This window comes from Cryobacterium sp. Y50, from assembly GCF_002929805.1.
GTDB lineage: Bacteria > Actinomycetota > Actinomycetes > Actinomycetales > Microbacteriaceae > Cryobacterium.
This window is the reverse complement of record NZ_PJJM01000055.1, coordinates 1-20,606: the sequence shown is the minus strand read 5'-3', so window position 1 is coordinate 20,606 and position 20,606 is coordinate 1. Positions and strand designations below refer to the sequence as shown.

The window sequence follows — 20,606 nt, the reverse complement described above, 5'->3', positions numbered from 1 at the left end:
TCTAACTGTCAAAGGTAAGAAACTTAGGAACGGAAAAAGCGGCGTGCGAACTCTAAGAATATGGCGAACCCTCCTTGGTGTCGAGAACACGTTCGTCGAGGACGTCGATCTTGATCTGGAGGGCAGGATTCTGATCGCGTCGGTGCGTCCGATGGCAGTGAAGCGGAACCGCTGCGGGTCCTGTCAGAAGCGCTGCCCACGCTACGACCTCGGCGATGGGCGGCGTCGCTGGCGGGCGTTGGACGTGGGGTCAATTCAAGTTCACCTTGAAGCTGACGCGCCCCGAGTGTCCTGCCGCGTCCACGGCGTGACCGTCGCCGCCGTGCCGTGGGCCCGGCACCAAAGCGGTCACACTGTGTTCTTCGATGATCAGGTCGCGTGGCTGGCCACGCAAACATCCAAGACCGCCATCACCGTGCTGATGCGCATCGCGTGACGCACCGTCGGCGCAATCATCACCAGGGTCTGGGCCGATACCGAAAAGCAGTACGACCAGTTCGCGGACCTGACGCGGATCGGGATCGACGAGATCAGTTACAAGCGCGGCCACAAGTATTTGACCTGCGTCGTCGACCACGATTCCGGCCGCCTCGTCTGGGCGGCGCCGGGTCAGGACAAAGCCACCCTCGCGACGTTTTTCGATGCGTTAGGCCCGGAGCGTTCAGCCCAGATCACGCATGTTTCGGCCGACGGTGCGGCCTGGATCGCCAGTGTTGTCGCGGAGAAAGCGCCCGACGCCGTTCGGTGTGCTGATCCGTTCCACGTCGTGACGTGGGCCACCGAAGCCCTCGATGACGTCCGCCGGGCCGCGTGGAACGATGCCCGCACAGCCGCCCGCCACAACGATGCCCGACGCACCCGCGGCCGGCCAGCCGCCGACGCTCCCGCTCGCCCGGACAGCGCCCGAGCTGCCGGCATCAAGAACTGCCGCTACGCCCTCTGGAAGAACCCGGAAAACCTGACCGAGAAGCAGCAAGCCAAGCTCGCCTGGATCGTGCAGACCGACCCTCGCCTGGCACGCGCCTACTACCTGAAGGAAGGCCTCCGGGTGATCTTCAAACTGCCCCTCGACGAAGCGACCGAAGCCCTCGACAAATGGGTCGGCTGGGCCCGACGCTGCCGCATCCCCTCGTTCGTGAAACTGCAGAAGAGCATCGTCAAGCACCGCACCGCGATCCTCGCGTCCATCGAGCACGGCCTCTCCAACGGCCGCGTCGAATCCATGAACACCAAGATCCGCCTCATGACCCGCATCGCCTTCGGCTTCAAAACACCCGACGCCCTCATCNGCCTCATGACCCGCATCGCCTTCGGCTTCAAAACACCCGACGCCCTCATCGCCCTCGCCATGCTCAGCCTCGGCGGGCACAAACCCGTGCTCCCCGGCCGGATTTAACCCACGGTTACGTCAGGAGAGCCCCGAAACAACGCCATTAACCGTTGCGACTCACCAGTGAANCGCCCTCGCCATGCTCAGCCTCGGCGGGCACAAACCCGTGCTCCCCGGCCGGATTTAACCCACGGTTACGTCAGGAGAGCCCTTTTTGTATTCCATTTGATTTGCCGGTTGAGTTGCCCATTTCTCGGGCGTGACGTAATACTGAGCTTTAATCCGACAGCCGACACATTGAATCGCCCGGCGGCTGCCCTGCGCCAGAAAAATACACAGGTGAGAAACGACAATTAAGAGTACCCGAAACGATCGTCGTCAACGATATTTGTACGTCCGCCGGCCGGGGCGCGGTTGTGAAGTTGCCGGTCCTGCCTCATTGCGCGTGCCACGCCGCGCGCAATCATCCGGTTCAGGTCCGCGAACTGATCGACCTGCTTATCAACATCAGCCCAGACCCGGGTGATGATCGCCCCGATGGCGCGCCACACGATGCGCATCAACACAGTGATCGCCGTTTTGGAAGTCTGCGTGGCCAACCACGCGATCTGGTCGTCAGAGAGCAGCGTGTGCCCGGTTTGATGCCGAGCCCACGGGACGGCAGCGACGGTAACGCCGTGCTCACCACAACTCATCCGCGGTGCCGCGGCTTCTAACTGAATTTGCACCGAGCCAGCGTCCAGCGACCGCCAGTGGCGGCGACCGTCACCAGCGTATTAGCGGGTGCAGCGTTTTCGGCAGGATCCACAGGGGTTCCGCATCGACGCCGTTGGTCGCACCGATGCGACTACAATGCCGGTGTCCACGTTGAGATTGACCGCTTCGGCGATGGTCTCGTCGACTCCGAGCAGAGTTCGCCATAGTGTTGAGTTTTGCACGCCGTTTTCTCGTCCCTGTGTTTCTTGCCTTTGTCAGTTAGAAACCTAGACGGAAAGCGGCGTGCACTCGTTAAGGCGCTCGGAAACTACCCACGGTTACGTCAGGAGAGCCCAAATCTCTGGTGCTCTCTCCAGTCCAATTGGGGACCTCTACCTAGCCACGGACATGGCGATTCTAAAGAGCCGATTTAATCGCAGAGCCCCGTGTGCTCGCACGCACAAAGAGGCCAGGCGCAAGCACGACGGTCCGATGCTTTGTGCGAGCTTAAAGCTCGTGTTTGCTCAAGTTGGCAGCAGAGAAATCGCACGTCGGAAGGAGTATCCCTACGTTTTTCGAGGTCCTTCCGCTCCAATTTTGGCCATAACGATTCCGCCCCGATGCAGACCTCAAGCCCCGGTGGACTCGCGAACGACCAGTTCGGGCTGAAACACGATATGTTCGTGCTCAAACGCGTCGCCGCCCTCGGCCTCGCGCAGCAGCAGGTCGACGGCGGTGTAGCCGATCAGCGCGCTCGGCTGGCGAATCGACGACAGCGGTACAACGGCGGCGGCGGCAAAGGCGATATCATCGTAGCCGATCAATGCGATATCGCGGGGCACGAGCAGGTCGCCGCGCATGTTGAGCGCCTGCAGCACTCCGATGGCGAGCAGGTCGTTGGCGGCGAAGATTGCATCAGGCCGCTCACCCGGTGCGCGGTCCAGAATCTGTTGGCCAGCGGCGCGGCCGGCCAATACTGAGAGCGCGTCCGTATCCACGACGTCGATACTGGCAAGCGGATGCTCCGCGACAGCCTCGCGGGCACCTTGCAGCCGGTCGATCACTTGCCGAATATTGCTCGGCCCGCCGACGAAGGCGATGCGCGTTCTGCCGATGTCCACCAGGTGCTGCGCAGCGAGGCGCCCGCCCGCCACGTCGTCGACCGCAACCGAGGAAAAACTATGGTCTTCAGTTTGCCGATCGACCAACACGGTCGGCGTTCCGCGGGACCTCAGAAGAGTAAGCCGCTCGCTAATGTCACCAAGGGGCGAGATCAGCACCCCGTGCACGCGCTGCTCCTCGAACAAGTCGAGGTAGGCGGCCTCCCGCGCACAGTTATCGTCGGTGTTGCCGAGGAGAACCGACAGTCCCTCTTCGGATGCTCGAGCTTCGGCACCCCTGGCAAGATCGGTGAAGAACGGGTTGGCGACATCGAGCACCACGAGTCCTAGGCTTCGGCTGCGGCCGGCGCGCAACTGGCGGGCAGCATCGTTTCGAACGAAGCCCAAATCGGAAATGACCGCCCGTACCCGAGCGACTGTTCCCGGCGAAACCTTGTCGGGCCGGTTCAACACGTTCGACACCGTGCCCACCGACACTCCGGCGGCGGCGGCGACGTCGTTGACACTGATCGATGCCACGTTGACTCCTCTACTGGCCGGCTGGCTTCGGGGATCTTTGTCCCAGCCTATTGGTCGGCCCCGATCAGGCTGAAACGAATCAACCCCACAAATGGCAATTCATTTCGATTGGGAAACGATCCTCAAGTTCGTTGTTGACGGTTGATCGACATTCCCCATAGTATTCACATGGCAACCGAAATGAAACGATTCACTTAGTTTTTTTCCCTGAACGTGGAGGCACTACGCCAAGATGAGCATCAGCCCTGAACCGACTGTCAAACGGTCGATGACACCGCTACTGTCGCTGCGCGGGGCGGCGAAAGCTTTCGGTCCGGTCATCGCACTCGCCGATGGCGTGGTCGAGATTCTCCCCGGGGAAATCCACGCGTTGGTCGGCGAGAATGGCGCGGGCAAGTCCACCCTGGTCAAGATTCTGGCGGGACTGTACAGCCTCGACGCCGGTGACTTTCTGGTCAAGGGACGTCCGGTGACCTTTCGCACCGTCGCCGACAGCAAAGCAGCCGGCATCTCCGTCATCTATCAGGAACCAACACTCTTTCCCGATCTCACGGTCGCGGAAAACATCTTCATCGGGCGCCAGCCCAAGAACGCGCTCGGCCTGATCAACCGGTCGGCCATGCGCAACCAGGCTCGCGCCCTGTTCGAACGGCTCGGCGTGCGCATCGAGCCGGACCGGATCGCCGAGGGACTTTCAATCGCCGATCAACAAATCATCGAGATCGCCAAGGCTATCTCCCTCGACGCGAGTGTACTCATCATGGACGAACCGACGGCGGCTCTCTCGGGCGTCGAAGTCGAGCGGCTGTTTCAGGTGGCGCGCGCCCTGAAGACGAGTGGTGCAGGCCTCCTCTTCATTTCGCACCGGTTCGACGAGGTCTTCGCACTGTGTGATCGCATCACCGTAATGCGTGACGGTGAGTACATCACGACCCACCAGACCACCGAGGTCACCACGGACCAGATCGTGCGCGAGATGGTCGGTCGGGACATTGGCGCCCTGTTTCCCAAGGTGATCGCCGATGTGGGCAAGACGGTGCTCAAAGTCTCGGACCTGTCCCGTACCGGTGTCTTCACCAATATCAGCTTCGAGGTCAAAGCTGGCGAAATCGTGGCCCTGGCCGGTCTCGTAGGCGCCGGTCGCACCGAAGTCGCTCGCGCCGTCTTCGGCATCGATCCCTACGATCACGGCTCGGTAGAACTGCACGGCGCCCGGGTCAAGCCGAGCAATCCGCAGGCCGCGATCGATGCCGGCATGGGTTTCGTGCCAGAGGATCGTCGCAAGCAGGGCCTTGTGATGGACCTCTCGGTGGCGCGCAATGCCGCTCTGACCCTGCGCAACCGCCTGTCGCGGTTCGGCCTCATCAACGGAACAACCGAGCGTCGGGCCGCAGAAGAGTGGACCACCCGACTGCAGGTCAAGACGGGATCCCAGGAATACAAGGTCTCCACGCTGTCCGGTGGCAACCAACAAAAGGTTGTGCTCGCCAAATGGCTGGCCACCGAACCGTCGTTTCTCATCGTCGACGAACCCACGCGCGGCATCGACGTCGGCACCAAGAGCGAGGTGCACCGGCTGCTATCCGACCTCGCCGGGCGCGGCATCGCGATTCTCATGATCTCCAGCGAACTACCCGAAGTGCTCGGCATGGCCGACCGGGTCCTCGTCATGCACGAAGGCCGCATCACGGCACAACTCGCCCGAGCGGATGCGACGGCCGAGTCGGTCATGCACGCGGCCACCGCAAAATTGGAGCATTCACTGTGACCCTCGATACCTCACCACCGGCAACATCCGAGACGACGACCCGGCGTGCGAACGGTTTCGCTGCCGTTCTGCGGCTGCGGGAGATCCCGGTCACGCTCGCCCTCATCGCTCTAGTCACCCTGACCTACATGGCCAATCCGCTCTTCCTGAGCCAGCAGGGCGTAAAAGACCTGCTCCTGAACGCGACGATCGTCATCATCCTCTCCGTCGGTCAGGCGATGGTGATCGTCACCCGCAACGTTGACCTGTCCATCGGATCGATCCTCGGAATTGTTGCATTCAGCACTGGAACCCTGTTTGTGACTTTTCCGGGCATTCCCATTGTGCTGGTGTTTCTCGCGGGAATGGCACTCGGCGCCCTGCTCGGCAGCATCAACGGGTGTCTGGTCACCGTCGCCAAAGTGCCATCCCTCGTGATCACCCTCGGCACGCTCTACATCTACCGTGGTCTGAACAACGCCTGGGCCGGCGGTACGCAGTACTTTGCCGGAGACCGACCGGATAGCTTCGGCGCGTTGTCGGTCGACACCATCGCCGGGTTTCCCGTCATCACCCTGATCGCGATCGTCGTCGTCATCATCGTCGCCATTTTCATGGCGTCCACCCGTCCCGGCCGTGACCTCTATGCCATCGGCTCCGACCCGGAAGCGGCGAAACTGTTCGGAATTCCGGTGACTCGCCGCGTGCTCCTCGCTTTTCTGAGTAACGGAGTGCTGGCGGGTCTCGCCGGCGTGCTCTACGCCAGCCGGTTTAACTCGGTCGGGGCAACGACCGGTACCGGCCTCGAATTCGACATCATCGCCGCTGCCGTCGTGGGCGGCGTCGCGATCTTCGGTGGCAGTGGAACCGTGATCGGAGCGGCGATCGGCGCGCTGCTACTGACCACGATCACGAGCGCACTGACCGCCATTCGCGTCGACAAATTCTGGCAGCAGGCCATTGTCGGCCTGCTCATCCTCGCCGCGATCGTCATCGATCGAATCGCCCGCATTCGAACAGCGAAGAAGCTCCGACTCAGTGAGGCACGCGATGTTTAACCCTCCGACCGAATTACTCCCGACCGCGACCAACCAATCGGGCACTCGCACGGCCGCAGTGCCATCCGTGGGTGGCCGAACCGGAATCGCACGAATCCTGCTCAGCCGCGATACCGTGATGATCTACGCCCTCGTCGCGTTCGTCATCTACGCAGCGCTATTCATTCCCCGGTTCGCCAGCCCGGTCTCAACCGGTTTTCTGCTCCTGGATGTAATTCCTGCGCTGCTCATCGCGCTGCCGATGACCCTAGTGATTATCACCGGCGAGATCGACCTTTCGGTGGCGAGTATCGCCGGTCTCACGAGCGCCTTGATGGGGGTGCTCTGGGGCGCCGGCCTCGATATCGGGCCTGTGCTCATCATCAGCCTGATCGCCGGAGTACTTGCCGGGGCTTTCAACGGTCTGCTCGTAGCGGTTCTCGGCCTCCCCTCTCTGGCCGTGACCATCGGTACTTTAGCTCTCTTTCGCGGCCTGGCGCTCGTGGTGATCGGCGACAACGCAGTAGCCAACTTCCCGCCAGCGCTCACGAGCTTCTTCACCTCGAAAATTGGCGGCACCGGAATACCCACGGTCATGATCGGAGTGATCCTCGTCGCCATCATCTTTGGCGTAGTGCTGCACCTCACTCCGTTTGGTCGTGGCCTGTTTGCCCTCGGATATAGCAAGGAAGCTGCCATCTTCGTGGGTATCAAAGTGGTACGAGCCAAGTTCTGGCTCTATGTCGCATCGGGCTCCGTCTCGGCGCTGGCTGGTATCTACTGGACCCTGCGCTACTCGAGCGCTCGCAGCGACAACGCCAGCGGCCTCGAACTTACGGTGATCGCTGCCGTGCTGCTCGGCGGTGTCTCCATCTTCGGCGGCAAGGGGGCGATTCCCGGTGCCATCGCCGGAGTACTGCTGATCGGAACGATCAACTTTACCTTGCGGTTGGGACGAATCTCCGACGTGGTGCTGATTATCGTTACCGGCACCCTGCTCATCGCCTCCGTGGTCGCCCCCAGCATTTTCGAAGGCGTCACGAAATGGCTTCATGCCCGGCGACACCGCCGCACTCTTCCCCAGGCATCGGCCTCGGGAGCAACCCGCGCCACAGCATCCGGCGTTCAGGAAAGGAAATGACAATGGAGTTCATTCGTTATACCAAGACGAGGCGCACTCGCCGCCTCCTCGCCTTCGCGGCCGCCGCCGCATCTGTCGCCCTCGTCGCGAGCGGGTGCGCCTCCGGCGGCGACGCCGGCACCGGAGGCGGAGCCGAGGGAGATCTCAGCATCACCTTCATTCCCAAGCAGCTCAACAACCCGTACACCGATGTGGTTCTCGGCGGAGGAGAGGATGGCGCGACCGCCGCCGGCTTCGCCGCCACCGAGGTGGTTGGGCCGCTCGAAGCGAGTGCGTCCAGCCAGGTTTCCTTCATCAATGCCGAAACCCAGGCCGGCACCAGCGTTATCGTGATCGCTGCCAACGACCCGGATGCCGTCGGTCCGGCGCTCGAGGAAGCGCGCGCTGCCGGCGCCAAAATCGTGGCGTTCGACTCAGACACCAACCCCAAGTACCGAGACGTGTTCATCAGCCAGGTCATCGCAAAAGACGTCGCGCTGATTCAGATTGAGCTGCTCGCCGAGCAGATCGGCGGATCGGGAGAAATCGCGATTCTCTCGGCCACAGCCAACGCGACCAACCAGAACGAGTGGATTAAGTTCATCGAAGAGGAGCTCGCCTCCAACCCGGAATACGCGGAAATCTCCCTCGTTGCCAAGGTCTACGGTGACGACGACGACACCAAGTCGTTCCAGGAGGCCCAGGGTCTGCTGCAGGCCTACCCGAGCCTCAAGGGCATCATCTCTCCGACCACAGTCGGCATCGCGGCCACGGCACGCTATCTCTCCACCTCGAACTACAAGGGCACCGTCGCGCTAACCGGGCTCGGGCTGCCCAATGAAATGCGCCCGTTCGTCAAGGACGGCACCGTCACCGCGTTCGCCCTCTGGGACCCGGCACAGCTCGGCTACGTCGCCGCGTTCGCCGGCAAGGCTCTCGCCGACGGAACCATCACCGGAACCGAGGGCGACACCTTCGACGCCGGCGACCTCGGTGAGCGCGAGGTGGGTGCCGACGGGATCGTCATCGTCGGCCCGCCGACCACGTTCAACGCCGACAACATTGATGACTACGACTTCTAAGTAGTCCTCACAGGCAGCGGATGCTGTGGAACGGATACTGCGGCATCCGTTCCACAGCCCTCGACCGCCCAACTTCACGAACTTCAGAGGCAGGAGTGATCCATGACGAACACCACGATGTCGAACGCCGCTACGGTGACCGGTGGGCGCGCTCTTCCCACCGGCCTGCTCGAGCCCAAAACGCGTCGCCGTACCCGAATCGGCCTGGTCTCCGGCGGACTGGGCGCCTACTGGCCGCAATTTCCCGATCTCCTCCCCCTGCTACAGGACTCCGCACGGTATGTCACCGATCGGTTTACGGCCCTTGACGCAGACGTGATCGATGCCGGGTTCATCTCCGACGCTCCGGATGCCCAGACGGCCGCGGAGAAGCTACGCGTTGCGGACTGTGACCTCATCGTGGTTTTCCTTGCCACCTACCTCACCTCGTCGATGGTGCTGCCGATCGCCCAGAAGTCGCACACCCCAGTACTGGTCATCGATCTGCAGCCGACCGAAGCGATGAACCATGCCACCTTCGATACCGGCCAGTGGCTCGCCTACTGCGGTCAATGCCCGGTTCCCGAGGTCGCCAACGTCTTTCGGCGGGCCGGCATTCCGTTTCGGTCGGTCTCCGGCTATCTGCAGCAGGACAGCGCCTGGGACCGCATAATCTCGTGGGTGCATGCGGCCGGTGTCCGAGCGACGTTGCGCACCGCCCGCCACGGTCTCATGGGCCACGTCTACCCCGGGATGCTCGATGTCTCGACCGATCTCACCAGCGTGTCGACCACGTTCGGCTCTCACGTCGAGGTGCTCGAGTTCGACGACCTGCGTGTGCGGGTCGACGAGGTAACGGATGCCGCGGTGCGGGAACGCATGCACCTCGCGTCGCAACTGTTTAAGGTCGACGATTCGGTCCAACAGGAGGACTTCGCCTGGGGCGCCAAGGTTTCGGTCGGGCTGGACCGGTTGGTGGCAGACTTCGACCTCGATTCGGTCGCCTACTACCATCGAGGCCTGGCCGGCGAACAGCACGAACGGCTCGGCGCCGGCCTGATTCTTGGATCCTCGCTGCTGACCGCCCGTGGAATTCCGATGGCGGGTGAATACGAACTGCGCACCTCGATCGCGATGCTGTCCAGCCAGGCCATCGGAGCCGGCGGGTCATTTACCGAAATTCAGGCGCTCAACTTCTTCGACAACGTCGTGGAGATGGGGCACGACGGGCCCGCCCACCTCGCCGTGAGCGCACGGGAACCCCTACTGCGCGGGCTGGGCGTCTACCACGGAAAACGCGGCTGGGGCGTGTCGGTAGAGTTCGATGTGCAGCCCGGACCTGTAACGACCTTCGGTGTCGGACAAGACCCCGACGGGCGCTACGTCTTCGTCACCTCGGAGGGTACGGTCGTGCCCGGTCCGCTGCTCGCGATCGGCAACACGACCTCCCGTGTCGACTTCGGCGGCGATCCGGGTCGCTGGGTTGACGAGTGGAGCCAAACCGGCATCGGCCACCACTGGGCACTTAGCCTCGGCCACCGCGCCGCCGACATCAAGGCTGCCGCGAGCCTGCTGGGAATCGAGCACCGCCATGTCGCGCTCGTCTAGCGCCTGAACCGCGCGCCGGAAGCGGGCTCCGCTCGATCCGGTCTTGCTACCCGGCATCCTACACTCCATAATTGAAACGATTCATTTACTCCTGGAGGAGTCACCGATGACGAACACCGCCGCACGCCGCGTGTGCTTTGCGTTACACGTCAAGCCAGAACGCATCGACGAGTATCGCGAGCGCCACGCGGCAGTCTGGCCCGAAATGCTCCGGGCGCTCAAAACCACCGGCTGGAACAACTACTCGCTGTTTCTTCGGCAGGACGGACTGCTGATCGGCTATTTCGAAACAGCGGATCTGGCATCCGCTCAGGCTGGCATGGCGGCAACCGCCGTCAACGCGCGCTGGCAGGCCGAGATGAGTGAATTTTTTGTCGCACTCAACGGCTCCCCCGACACCGGGTTTCTGCAACTGACCGAAGTCTTTCACCTTGAAGACCAGCTCGACGCCCTCACCACAACCGCTACAGAAAGAAGTACCTCGTGACCATCAGTGCTGCCGTACTCACCCAACTCGAGGCGCAGGCCATCGAGCTACCCTCTTGGGCGTTCGGTAATTCCGGAACCAGGTTCAAGGTGTTCGGAACGCCCGGTACCCCGCGCACCATCCAAGAGAAGATCTGCGACGCGGCGCAGGTCAATGCCTACACCGGCCTGGCGCCGAAGGTGGCGCTGCACATTCCCTGGGACAAGGTCGACGATTACGCCGCCCTGCGTGCGTTCGCAACCGACCAGGGTCTCGTGCTCGGCACCGTCAACTCGAACACGTTTCAGGACGATGCCTACAAGTTCGGCAGCCTGACCCACACCGACGCGGCGACACGACAGAAGGCCATCGACCACCACTTCGAGTGCATCGAGATCATGCACGAGACCGGAGGGACCGACCTTAAGATCTGGCTCGCCGACGGCACCAACTACCCCGGCCAGGGCGATATTCGCGGCCGCCAGGACCGCCTCGCCGAATCACTCGCCGCCATCTATGCCCGCCTCGGCGATGAGCACCGGCTCGTGCTCGAGTACAAATTCTTCGAGCCCGCTTTCTACCACACCGACGTTCCTGACTGGGGAACCAGCTACGCGCAGGTCGCAGCGCTCGGCGACAAGGCCAGCGTCTGCCTCGACACCGGTCACCACGCTCCCGGCACCAACATCGAATTCATCGTCGCCCAGCTGCTGCGCCTCGGCAAGCTCGGCTCCTTCGACTTCAACTCGCGGTTCTACGCCGACGACGACCTCATCGTCGGCGCGGCCGACCCGTTCCAGCTGTTCCGCATTCTGTACGAGGTCATTCGGGGCGGCGGCTACGGCCCGGAGTCGACGGTGGCGTTCATGCTCGACCAATGCCACAACGTGGAAGACAAGATTCCCGGGCAGATCCGCTCCGTGCTGAACGTGCAGGAGATGACCGCCCGCGCGCTGCTCGTCGACCAGGACGCGCTCACCCTCGCGCAGAACAACGGCGACGTGCTCGGCGCCAACGGCATTCTGATGGACGCCTTCTACACCGACGTGCGCCCCAACCTCACTGCCTGGCGGGAGAGCCGGGGACTGGCCGGCGACCCGATGACCGCCTACGCCGCCGCCGGCTACCAGGCGAAAATCGCCGCCGAACGGGTCGGCGGCAGCCAGGCCGGCTGGGGCGCGTAGCCCGCCCCGGCCTCCGGCCAATAGTTGCGGCTGTCTGCACGAGCAACAGTTGTCGGCAGCTGCAGGATCTACCCGACCGTTTCGCATCCGTTTGACCGTAGCTAGGAAGAATGTCATGACCAACCCCCACGCAGCAGCACTGATCGCCCGGTCGAATCGCCTCGGCGCCGATCCAAAGAACACGAACTACGCCGGCGGCAACACCTCGGCCAAGGGAACGGAGACCGACCCGGTCACCGGTGAGGCCGTGGAACTGTTGTGGGTGAAAGGCTCCGGCGGAGACCTCGGCACGCTCACCGAGAAGGGACTCGCGGTACTCCGCATGGACCGGCTGCTGGCGCTTAAGAACGTCTACCCCGGCCTCGATCGTGAAGACGAGATGGTCGCCGCGTTCGACTACACCCTGCATGGCAAGGGCGGAGCGGCGCCGTCGATCGACACCGCTATGCACGCCCTCGTCGACGCGGCGCACGTCGACCACCTGCATCCCGACAGCGGCATCGCCATTGCGACCGCGGCCGACGGCGAAGCGCTCACGCAGACGATCTTCGGCGACAGAGTGGCCTGGGTCGACTGGTGTCGCCCCGGTTTTCAGCTCGGACTCGACATTTCCGCGATCAAGGAGGCCAATCCACAGGCCGTCGGCTGCATTCTCGGCGGTCACGGCATCACTGCCTGGGGAGACACGAGCGAGGCCACCGAGGCGAACTCGCTCTGGATCATCGACACCGCCGCCTCCTATATAGAGGAGCACTCACGGCCGGAGCCGTTCGGGCCGCTACTTGACGGATTTTCCGCATTGGAGCCGGCCGAGCGCCGCTCGCGCGCTGCCGCTCTCGCGCCGACGATTCGAGGGCTGGTCTCCACCGGCGCCCCCAAGGTCGGGCACTTCACCGATGCCCCCGAGGTGCTCGACTTTCTCGCCCGCGCCGAGCACCCGCGGCTGGCCGCCCTCGGCACCAGCTGCCCGGACCATTTCCTCCGCACCAAAGTTAAGCCGATGCTGCTGGACCTGCCGAGCGGGGCATCCGTTGAAGAATCGCTCGCTCGCCTGGTGACCCTGCACGAGGAATATCGCGCTGATTATCAGGCCTACTACGACCGCAACAAGACGGCGGAGTCACCCGCGATTCGCGGCGCCGACCCGCTCGTCGTACTCATTCCCGGAGTGGGCATGTTCAGCTATGGCGCGAACAAGCAAACCGCCCGCGTCGCGAGCGAGTTCTACATCAACGCCATCAATGTGATGCGGGGCGCAGAGGGACTCTCCAGCTACGCCCCGATCAATGAGGCCGAGAAGTTCCGCATCGAGTACTGGGCGCTCGAAGAAGCCAAATTGCAGCGGATGCCCGCCGCCAAGCCGCTCGCCACCCGCGTCGCGCTCGTCACCGGCGCTTCCTCCGGCATCGGCAAGGCCATCGCCACCCGCCTGGCCGCCGAGGGCGCCTGCGTCGTCATCGCCGACCTCGACCTGGCCAAGGCGCAGGCCGTGGCCGCCGAGATCGGCAGCACGGACGTCGCCATCGGCGTGCAGGCCAACGTCACCGACGAAGAGCAGGTGCAGGCCGGCGTCGACGCCGCCGTACTCGCCTTCGGCGGGCTCGACCTGGTTGTGAACAATGCCGGGCTGTCGCTGTCGAAGTCGCTGCTCGAGACCACCATCGCCGACTGGGACTTACAGCACAATGTGATGGCCAAGGGCTCCTTTCTGGTGTCGCGCGCGGCGGCCCGGGTGCTCATCGACCAGAAGCTCGGCGGTGACATCATCTACATCTCCTCGAAGAACTCGGTCTTCGCCGGCCCAAACAACATCGCCTACTCGGCGACGAAGGCCGACCAGGCCCACCAGGTGCGGCTGCTCGCGGCCGAGCTCGGTGAATACGGCGTGAAGGTCAACGGCATCAACCCCGACGGCGTCGTGCGCGGCTCGGGCATCTTCGCCGGCGGCTGGGGCGCCAAGCGCGCCGCGGTATACGGTGTCGACGAGCAGGACCTCGGCAAGTACTACGCCCAGCGCACGCTGCTCAAGCGTGAGGTGCTGCCGGAAAACGTCGCCAACGCCGTGTTCGTGCTTTGCACGAGCGACCTGAGCCACACAACCGGGCTGCATATTCCCGTCGACGCCGGTGTGGCCGCCGCGTTCTTGCGCTGATGGAAATGTCCATGTTCGCCGGGAACTGCGCCCGATATAAACAAGAGCGGTCGTTCTGCAAGGCAATCGTGTTCCTTGCGACCGCTCTCGGTAAGGAACGTGGCGCATGAACGCCGGCACGGTCGCGGCGATTGACCTCGGCGCGTCAAGCGGGCGGGTCATTCTCGGTCATGTCGGACACAACGAACTGAACATCCGCTCGGTGGCGAGGTTCGTGAACAGCCCGGTGCGCACGATCGATGGGCTGCACTGGAGCATTCTCGACCTTTATCGCGGTGCCATCAACGGCCTGCGTTCGGCCGTACGCGAGGAACCGGAGTTGCTCGGCGTAGCCGTGGATTCATGGGCGGTCGACTACGCGCTGCTGCGCGGGCAGCGGATGCTCGGCAACCCATTTCACTACCGCGACACCCGCACCGCGGCAGGGGTGACCACCGTGCATGCGATCGCCCCACCGCCTGAGCTCTACGGACGCAACGGCTTGCAATTCCTCCCCTTTAATACGCTGTACCAGCTGGCCGCCGACCAACTCGACGGCGCGCTCGACGACGCCGATTCGATGCTGCTTATTCCAGATTTGATCACGTATTGGCTGAGCGGTGAGAAGATCGCGGAGCGCACGAACGCCTCGACGACGGGGCTGGTCGATGTTGCGGGCAGAGAATGGGACGACGAGCTGATCGACCGGCTCGGGCTGCCGCGCGGGTTGTTTCCGCGGTTAGTCGATGCGGGAAACCGGGTGGGTTCGGTGCTTCCCGAGGTACTGACCGAGATCGGAACCGGCCACAGCATCGACGTGATGACCGTCGGGTCGCATGACACGGCATCCGCTGTGGTGGCCGTGCCGATGATCTCGGGTAATGCCGCCTATATTTCGTCGGGGACCTGGTCGCTCGTCGGTGTTGAACTAGCCGGGCCGGTGCTCACCGAGGCGAGCCGGGCGGCGAATTTCACCAACGAGGGCGGTGTCGACGGACGGGTGCGCTACCTGCGCAACGTCATGGGTTTGTGGTTGCTGAGCGAATCGCTGCGCACCTGGGAGCTGGCCGGGCAGACCTTCGATCTGCCCGGCCTGCTGGCCCAGGCCGGCGCGTGGAGTGAGCCGGTCATCGTGTTCGATGTGGATGATCCGCGCTTTCTCCCGCCGGGCGACATGCCGAGTCGCATTCGCGACTATTGCCGGGAGCACGATTTGCGCGAGCCGGCGACGCCCGTCGAGCTCGTGCGCAGTATCGTCGAAAGCCTCGCGGATGCCTACGCGCACACGCTGCGGGTCGCCGCCGAACTCTCGGGAACCAGCATCGACACCGTGCACGTCGTCGGCGGCGGCTCTCAAAACGAACTGCTTTGCCAGCTCACCGCCGATCGCACGGGGCTGCCCGTGCTGGCCGGTCCGGTTGAGGCGACGGCGATTGGCAACGTGTTGGTGCAGGCGCGCGCGCAGGGCCTGGTCACCGGAAGCCTCGAAAGCCTGCGCGCCCTGGTCGCCCGGGCGTTCGCGCCGAGGCGCTACGTCCCGCGCGCCTGAAAAGCACGCGCTACGGACACGAGTTGGTACACGACCTGAGAGCCTTGGCAGTCCGTCGACTCCAAGAGGCCAGACAACGTTGTGTAACGCTAGCGGCCATCATTAACCCACCTGAATCAACCGTGACCGACCGAACATAGACGCGTACACTCGGAAGCAGTGAACCACCCGGTTCCCTGCAAAATCAAGGGAATTCGCGAGTTCCCGAGACATTCGGTTACGTCCAGAATCGCCCTGATTCTGCAAGGGGTCGCAGGTTCAAATCCTGTCAGCCCGACAGATGGGCCGTTCGCGAAACTGTTCACGAAACGGCCTGGTCGGAACAAAAAGAAATCGCTCCTGGGCACAGTGGGCCGGTAGGTGTAAGGACCAGGCCGGGAGTCGCGCGGCTAGTCGGGCGGGTGCGGATCACCGTCGGAGCCCGGTGGCATTCGGCGCGTGCCACCGGCGAGATACCAGGGCGGCACCGGCTGCGGAGGCCGCGGTCTGATTCTTCGCCAGGCCCAACGAGCGCAAGGCGGCCAGGGCTCCGATTCTACCCAGGCACGACTCGGCGAGAAGCGGTTGAGCGGCTGACTGCCCGCGGGAGCTCTTGACCGTCAGGCCCTCGATTTGGACCTGAGCGTCCATAGCGTCGCTGGCCGCGATCAGAGCACACGCCTCTGGTCGTTCTGCTCGCCGCGGGCCTCATCTTCATCGTCAACCCGGACATCGCTGGTCCAACCGTTGCTGTTTTGTTTGCTGGCGCTGTTGCCGCTGTTGTCTTGATCATTGTCGGTATCGTGCGACTGTATAAAGGCCGATCTTAGAAGAGGACATTCCTGACAAGCCGGTGACCGATACTTGGCATAAGACCCGGTTGTCTACTAGTTCGCGACAGGCGTAATCAGTCGCTGCCCATGCCTTTAGATCAGAAGAGACTGGTCGCGCTGATCCACGACACCGTGTAGGTAGCGGGTGTGTTACATACGGTGACGGGGCTTTCCAGCGTTATGGTCCGTGACGAATCCCAGTTGGGCGGACTCACTTTGGCCACATCGGCGACGACGGTGTCACAGTCGTACGCTCCGGCATTGCTGAAATGGATAGTGCTGTAAGCAGACGCGCCAGGAGCGAGCTGCACCAACTCCGGCATGCCGCTGTCTGCCGCACGCTTCCCGACGACCGCCCCTGTAGCGCTGTCCGCGAGGTTGAAGATGGAAGGAGGTCCCTCGACCCAACAGGCGTCGCCGCTGGTGTTAGTAAACGTGATCTCGGAGAAGAACGAACCGGCTCCGCTGGCCATCGGCTGTGCGGCGATAGAAATACCCAGGTCGTCTCCGTCACACTCAGCGGCTCCGCCGGGCATCGGCGTCACATCCGCATCGAGTGCGGGGACCGATGCTTCGCCGGTGGGGTCCGACTCCCCCGGATCAGGCGCTACGAGCGAAGCGGAAGCCGAAGAATCAGCGGCACTAGTGGGCGACGGAGTTAAAGACGCTGCCTCACCGCTCACCTGGCCAGCGCAGCCAGTCAAGAAGAAAATGACGGTTATTCCGGAGCAGAGTGCAGAAATTTTCTTCATGATTTTCCTCGGATTATCGTGGTGTCGACTGATGCATGCAGCTGCGGCGCACGACTGCTGGGGCAGCGTTCTCGGGCGTTGCGTCTAAAGGTGCGAGTCCGTCTGTGCAGAGCATGGCAGCGACTTCGGTGGCAGCCTCCGTCAGATCCAAGCCTCACATAAGGACTATCTTCGCAAAATCGCAGCTCTGCGACCGGGTACGCGCCGCACATAGTCGCAGACATCATCCACGGCTACCGTAACGTGTCTCGGAACCTAAGTACCTCATAACCCATGGCTTGCAAGACGCAACCTACGATTCTGCGTGTTCACACCGACTGAAAATAGGGCCAAGACACCGCCGCACAAATGTCCATATTTTCGGTTGGCGTTAACACCTCCTGGACGTCTTGCCGAGCTCAGACAACGAAGAGCGTCAGTGGATCCTTCACGCCGAAACCGTTCCGGAGCTCCGCTACGCCCCGAAACGGCTACTCGATCCGCAGTCTCAAGTGAAAAGGCTCACGCCACCTGGACCAACCAATAGTCCCACGACGATGAGCACAATACCCCAGAGAATCTGGCGTCGAAATAGCGCGAAAATTCCTGCAATTACGAGGATTACTGCAATGATCCAGAGAATTGTTGCCATGGTGCTGCTCCATTTCATTCAGCGCCGACGGGCCGTACGCCCGTAGCGGTTTTCGATCTGTTGAATCGAACGTACCCCCTGCTCGGTCTCTGACCACTGTGTTTTATCCAGAATGTCGTGGAGGTGAGACGCTGTCATCATGTGTTAGCGGCCATGCGAAATGACCAAGAGAATCCGTCAGTGCCGCCGCGATCTAGTTAGGTCCGCCAGGACCAGATCGACCGCAGAGAACGTCCCGGAATCGCCATCCCGGAGAGCATCGAGCTGGCGAAAGCGAAGAAGCAGATCCGGCAACTCGAAACCGAGGTCGAGATTCTCAAACGTGCTGTGAAACTGCTCGAGGAGGACTGCCCCGGCCCACAAGGATCCACCGGTGACCGACACCCTCGCGGAGGTCGTTTCCCGGTGAAGGCCTGCTGCCGCCTGCTGGGCGACACCTGTGGAGGAAAAAGTTCCTCCCCGCGGAGGAAAACGCATTTCGCAATGTCCTGCGATCGGTGCCCTGGCGGGTTTCGTGATCAGCCCACCAAAAGGCCGTTCGCGAAACTGTTCACGAAACGGCCCGGTCGGAACAAAAAGAAATCGCTCCTGAGAATTCTCAGGAGCGATTTCTTGTATGAGCGGATGCTGCGGAGCGTCTGCCAGTTGTTCGAGGCGTTTGGCTGCCAGACTGGCGATTCTGGGTCAGACACTTCTAACTTGCCAGTGAGGGTATGGAAAATATAGCCTCCACAATCTTCCTCTATCAGTGTCGCAGCTCCAAATGACCAAGCCTCATGCCCAGTCGCACGGCGTTGCTGCCGTGGTGCTGGTGCCGTGGTGTTTCTGGGAAACGCCACAGCGGTCGCACTGACCGCCATAGCGTTCCGATACCAGATGGGACGATTCCACGCACTGTCCCCGCCAACCGCTCTCGAACGCGTGGATCAGCCAGGGAACGCTGTGTCGTAGACCGCGCGGAGCTCGGCATTCTCGACTCCGGTGACGCCGCAACCGGTGATCGTTCCCTCGACTGCGCCGACGAGGTAGCTCTGGCCGACCTCGAAGTGCACGCCCGAGAAGTCGGAGGTCATCGCGTCGACCTGTGCCACCTCGACGCGCTCGGCAACGTCGCCGGCGAAGTGCTCCGTGACCTTCAGCAAAACGGTGTCGCCCTGGATCTGCAGCACCGTCGCAGCGAACGCCTGCTCCTGCGCCGCGACGGTCGCCGGCTCGAGCACGAGGCAGCTTCCGCTCGCGAGGCCTCCGCCCATGGGAGGCAGCAGCGACTCGACGGTGGGTTCCGGGCCACCGAGAACGACGGGCGCGACGATTGCGGCGGCGATGGCAAGGCCAGCGGCGACGCCGACCACCGGCATCCACCGCCGAAAGGCAGGGCGCCGCGCCTCGGGGGTGACGGTCGTGGTGGTAGTGGACTGGTCGGTCATGATCTGCTCCATTCTGTTGTCGAGCCACGTCGGCGAGGCAAGGGGCAGCGCACGGGCCGGATCGGCGGCGCGCAGCTGATCGCGCAGCGCACGGTCATCATCGTGCATCGTCGCTCCCTTCGTCATAAGTTATATGTCCGGTCGCGTTGGCGGATTTCAGTAGCTCCTGCTTGAGGCGCGCCTTGGCCCGGTGAAGGCGGATCGCCGCTGCGTTGGCGCTGATGCCGAGCACAACAGCAAGCTGCGGGCTCGTCAACTCGTCCCACGCCCACAGCCGCAAAATCTCGGCGTCGTTTCGACGCAGGCAGGCCAGAGCGGTGGTCACGCGGGCCGCCTCGCCGGTGCCATCGATGGTGGATGCTGCGGGGTTCTCATCCGCAGCGTCCGGCGGCGGGTCGATGGCGATGATGCGGCCGATGAGACGGGTGCGACGACGCTCGGCGCGTTGGGCGTTGCTGAGGCACTGTCGAGCGACGACGATCGCCCAAGGGAGGACGTCGTCGGGCACCTCGTCGAGGCGGCGCCAGCACACCAGAAGGGTGTCGCCGACCACGTCGTCGGCCGTCGCGGCGTCGGTGCGGCGGTGCAGGTAGCGGCGCACAGGGTCGACGACGAGCTCGACGAGGTTGCGCATCCGCTTCTCACGCTCGGCGCCGGTGTCGGTGTCGGTGTCGGTGTCGGTCACAACTCTCATACTGAGGCATGTCCGGCAGGGCGCGGGGATTTCATGCACGGTTCCTCAGTACACGATCTACCGTGTCAGCTTCCCGCCCGTGGCCACGTCAATGCCCGTGTACGTGGGCCTTGTGGCTAAGAGTGACTGGATGCTCGATGCAGTGTCGAAGGCCGCTTCATCGAGAACTTGCTGCCATCGCTCGATGACTTCCACGCACAGTGCGGTGACTACTGGCGGTTCAGGAGACTGCGCAGGGTCGCGCTACGCGCCGCGGTCACCTAAATCCCCGCCAAGCGGTGAGTGCTGATTTCTGCGAACTGGAGGAAAATCGCGCGCAGTGAAGAGGAAAAACACTTCCCGGTTTTCTCTCGATCCGCGCCCTGCTGGGTTACGTGAACAGCCCGCCGAAAACTTACGTTTTGCCCCTCTCCTTGGATACCCAGTGCCGGCCCTGCCGTACAAGGAGAGCAGGTCAGTATTAGTCGTCTTTGATTGCTTAGGTGCGTCGGTCGCACCCACGGAATATGAACACGAACAAAATAACTTCAGTCGCTGTCTCCCCCGAGGCGTTGGAGCTCCTGATGGATGTCGCCGAGCTGGCGAACTACCTCGGCATCCCTGTCTCCACCGTCTACGACTGGCACTTACACGGCAAAGGCCCTGACGGTAATGATGAGAAGAGTCTTGAGGCTGCGTGACCCTAACCCTGACTGACGTCCTTCAAGGATTGTCTTTTACG

At 62.9% G+C, this 20,606-nt stretch carries 16 protein-coding genes and 1 pseudogene; 11 read left to right on the top strand and 6 right to left on the bottom strand.

What is annotated here, in order from left to right; genetic code table 11:
* Nucleotides 1–43: 43 nt before the first annotated feature.
* Nucleotides 44–1,396: pseudogene (locus CXY73_RS01795) on the top strand (ISL3 family transposase).
* A 287-nt stretch (nt 1,397–1,683) separates the two neighbouring features.
* Here the strand turns inward: CXY73_RS01795 and CXY73_RS01790 are convergent.
* Nucleotides 1,684–2,058: a transposase family protein gene (locus CXY73_RS01790; protein ID WP_146071583.1), complete on the bottom strand. Its 375-nt coding sequence runs from the start codon at nt 2,056–2,058 to the stop codon at nt 1,684–1,686.
* 597 nt (nt 2,059–2,655) lie between these two features.
* A complete protein-coding gene (locus tag CXY73_RS01785; protein ID WP_104176626.1) occupies nt 2,656–3,666 on the bottom strand; it encodes a LacI family DNA-binding transcriptional regulator in 1,011 nt (336 codons plus the stop codon).
* Nucleotides 3,667–3,934: 268 nt separating this feature from the next.
* Between CXY73_RS01785 and CXY73_RS01780 the strand changes: the two genes are divergently transcribed.
* From CXY73_RS01780 to CXY73_RS01740, 9 genes are all read left to right on the top strand, one after another.
* Nucleotides 3,935–5,434 carry a sugar ABC transporter ATP-binding protein gene (locus CXY73_RS01780; RefSeq protein WP_233198080.1) on the top strand — a complete coding sequence of 500 codons (1,500 nt, stop codon included), beginning with the start codon at nt 3,935–3,937 and terminating at the stop codon, nt 5,432–5,434.
* A complete protein-coding gene (locus CXY73_RS01775; protein WP_233198079.1) occupies nt 5,431–6,471 on the top strand; it encodes an ABC transporter permease in 1,041 nt (346 codons plus the stop codon). Before CXY73_RS01780 ends, CXY73_RS01775 begins: the two co-directional genes overlap by 4 nt.
* The gene (locus CXY73_RS01770) at nt 6,464–7,591 is read left to right on the top strand and encodes an ABC transporter permease (protein WP_199185243.1); all 1,128 of its coding nucleotides are present in this window, start codon (nt 6,464–6,466) and stop codon (nt 7,589–7,591) included. Before CXY73_RS01775 ends, CXY73_RS01770 begins: the two co-directional genes overlap by 8 nt.
* A 2-nt stretch (nt 7,592–7,593) precedes the next feature.
* Nucleotides 7,594–8,652, top strand: coding sequence for a rhamnose ABC transporter substrate-binding protein (locus tag CXY73_RS01765; protein ID WP_104176624.1), 1,059 nt, complete (start codon nt 7,594–7,596; stop codon nt 8,650–8,652).
* A 102-nt stretch (nt 8,653–8,754) separates the two neighbouring features.
* A complete protein-coding gene (locus CXY73_RS01760; protein WP_233198078.1) occupies nt 8,755–10,239 on the top strand; it encodes an L-fucose/L-arabinose isomerase family protein in 1,485 nt (494 codons plus the stop codon).
* Nucleotides 10,240–10,345: 106 nt separating this feature from the next.
* On the top strand, nt 10,346–10,726 hold the full coding sequence (locus CXY73_RS01755) for an L-rhamnose mutarotase (RefSeq protein ID WP_104176623.1): 381 nt from the start codon (nt 10,346–10,348) through the stop codon (nt 10,724–10,726).
* On the top strand, nt 10,723–11,889 hold the full coding sequence (gene rhaI / locus CXY73_RS01750) for an L-rhamnose isomerase (RefSeq protein WP_199185242.1): 1,167 nt from the start codon (nt 10,723–10,725) through the stop codon (nt 11,887–11,889). Before CXY73_RS01755 ends, rhaI begins: the two co-directional genes overlap by 4 nt.
* Nucleotides 11,890–12,004: 115 nt before the next feature.
* The gene (locus tag CXY73_RS01745) at nt 12,005–14,041 is read left to right on the top strand and encodes a bifunctional aldolase/short-chain dehydrogenase (RefSeq protein WP_104176622.1); all 2,037 of its coding nucleotides are present in this window, start codon (nt 12,005–12,007) and stop codon (nt 14,039–14,041) included.
* 106 nt (nt 14,042–14,147) lie between these two features.
* Entirely contained in the window at nt 14,148–15,569 is a 1,422-nt protein-coding gene (locus CXY73_RS01740; protein WP_104176621.1) for a rhamnulokinase family protein, read from the top strand.
* Between the two features lie 910 nt (nt 15,570–16,479).
* On the opposite strand, the gene CXY73_RS01730 is transcribed toward CXY73_RS01740, so the two are convergent.
* From CXY73_RS01730 to CXY73_RS01715, 4 genes are all read right to left on the bottom strand, one after another.
* A complete protein-coding gene (locus CXY73_RS01730) occupies nt 16,480–17,133 on the bottom strand; it encodes a DUF4232 domain-containing protein (protein WP_104134193.1) in 654 nt (217 codons plus the stop codon).
* A 487-nt stretch (nt 17,134–17,620) separates the two neighbouring features.
* Complete coding sequence (locus tag CXY73_RS22190) at nt 17,621–17,764, bottom strand: GPGG-motif small membrane protein (protein ID WP_166786221.1); 144 nt, start codon at nt 17,762–17,764, stop codon at nt 17,621–17,623.
* A 926-nt stretch (nt 17,765–18,690) separates the two neighbouring features.
* Nucleotides 18,691–19,299, bottom strand: coding sequence for a hypothetical protein (locus tag CXY73_RS01720; RefSeq protein ID WP_146071582.1), 609 nt, complete (start codon nt 19,297–19,299; stop codon nt 18,691–18,693).
* Nucleotides 19,289–19,876 (bottom strand): RNA polymerase sigma factor, encoded by a 588-nt coding sequence (locus tag CXY73_RS01715; RefSeq protein ID WP_233198077.1) that lies wholly within the window; start codon nt 19,874–19,876, stop codon nt 19,289–19,291. The genes CXY73_RS01720 and CXY73_RS01715 overlap by 11 nt, the downstream gene beginning before the upstream one ends.
* Nucleotides 19,877–20,391: 515 nt before the next feature.
* Here CXY73_RS01715 and CXY73_RS21350 point away from each other — a divergent pair.
* Nucleotides 20,392–20,565: a helix-turn-helix domain-containing protein gene (locus tag CXY73_RS21350; RefSeq protein WP_158252955.1), complete on the top strand. Its 174-nt coding sequence runs from the start codon at nt 20,392–20,394 to the stop codon at nt 20,563–20,565.
* The last annotated feature ends 41 nt before the right edge of the window (nt 20,566–20,606 follow it).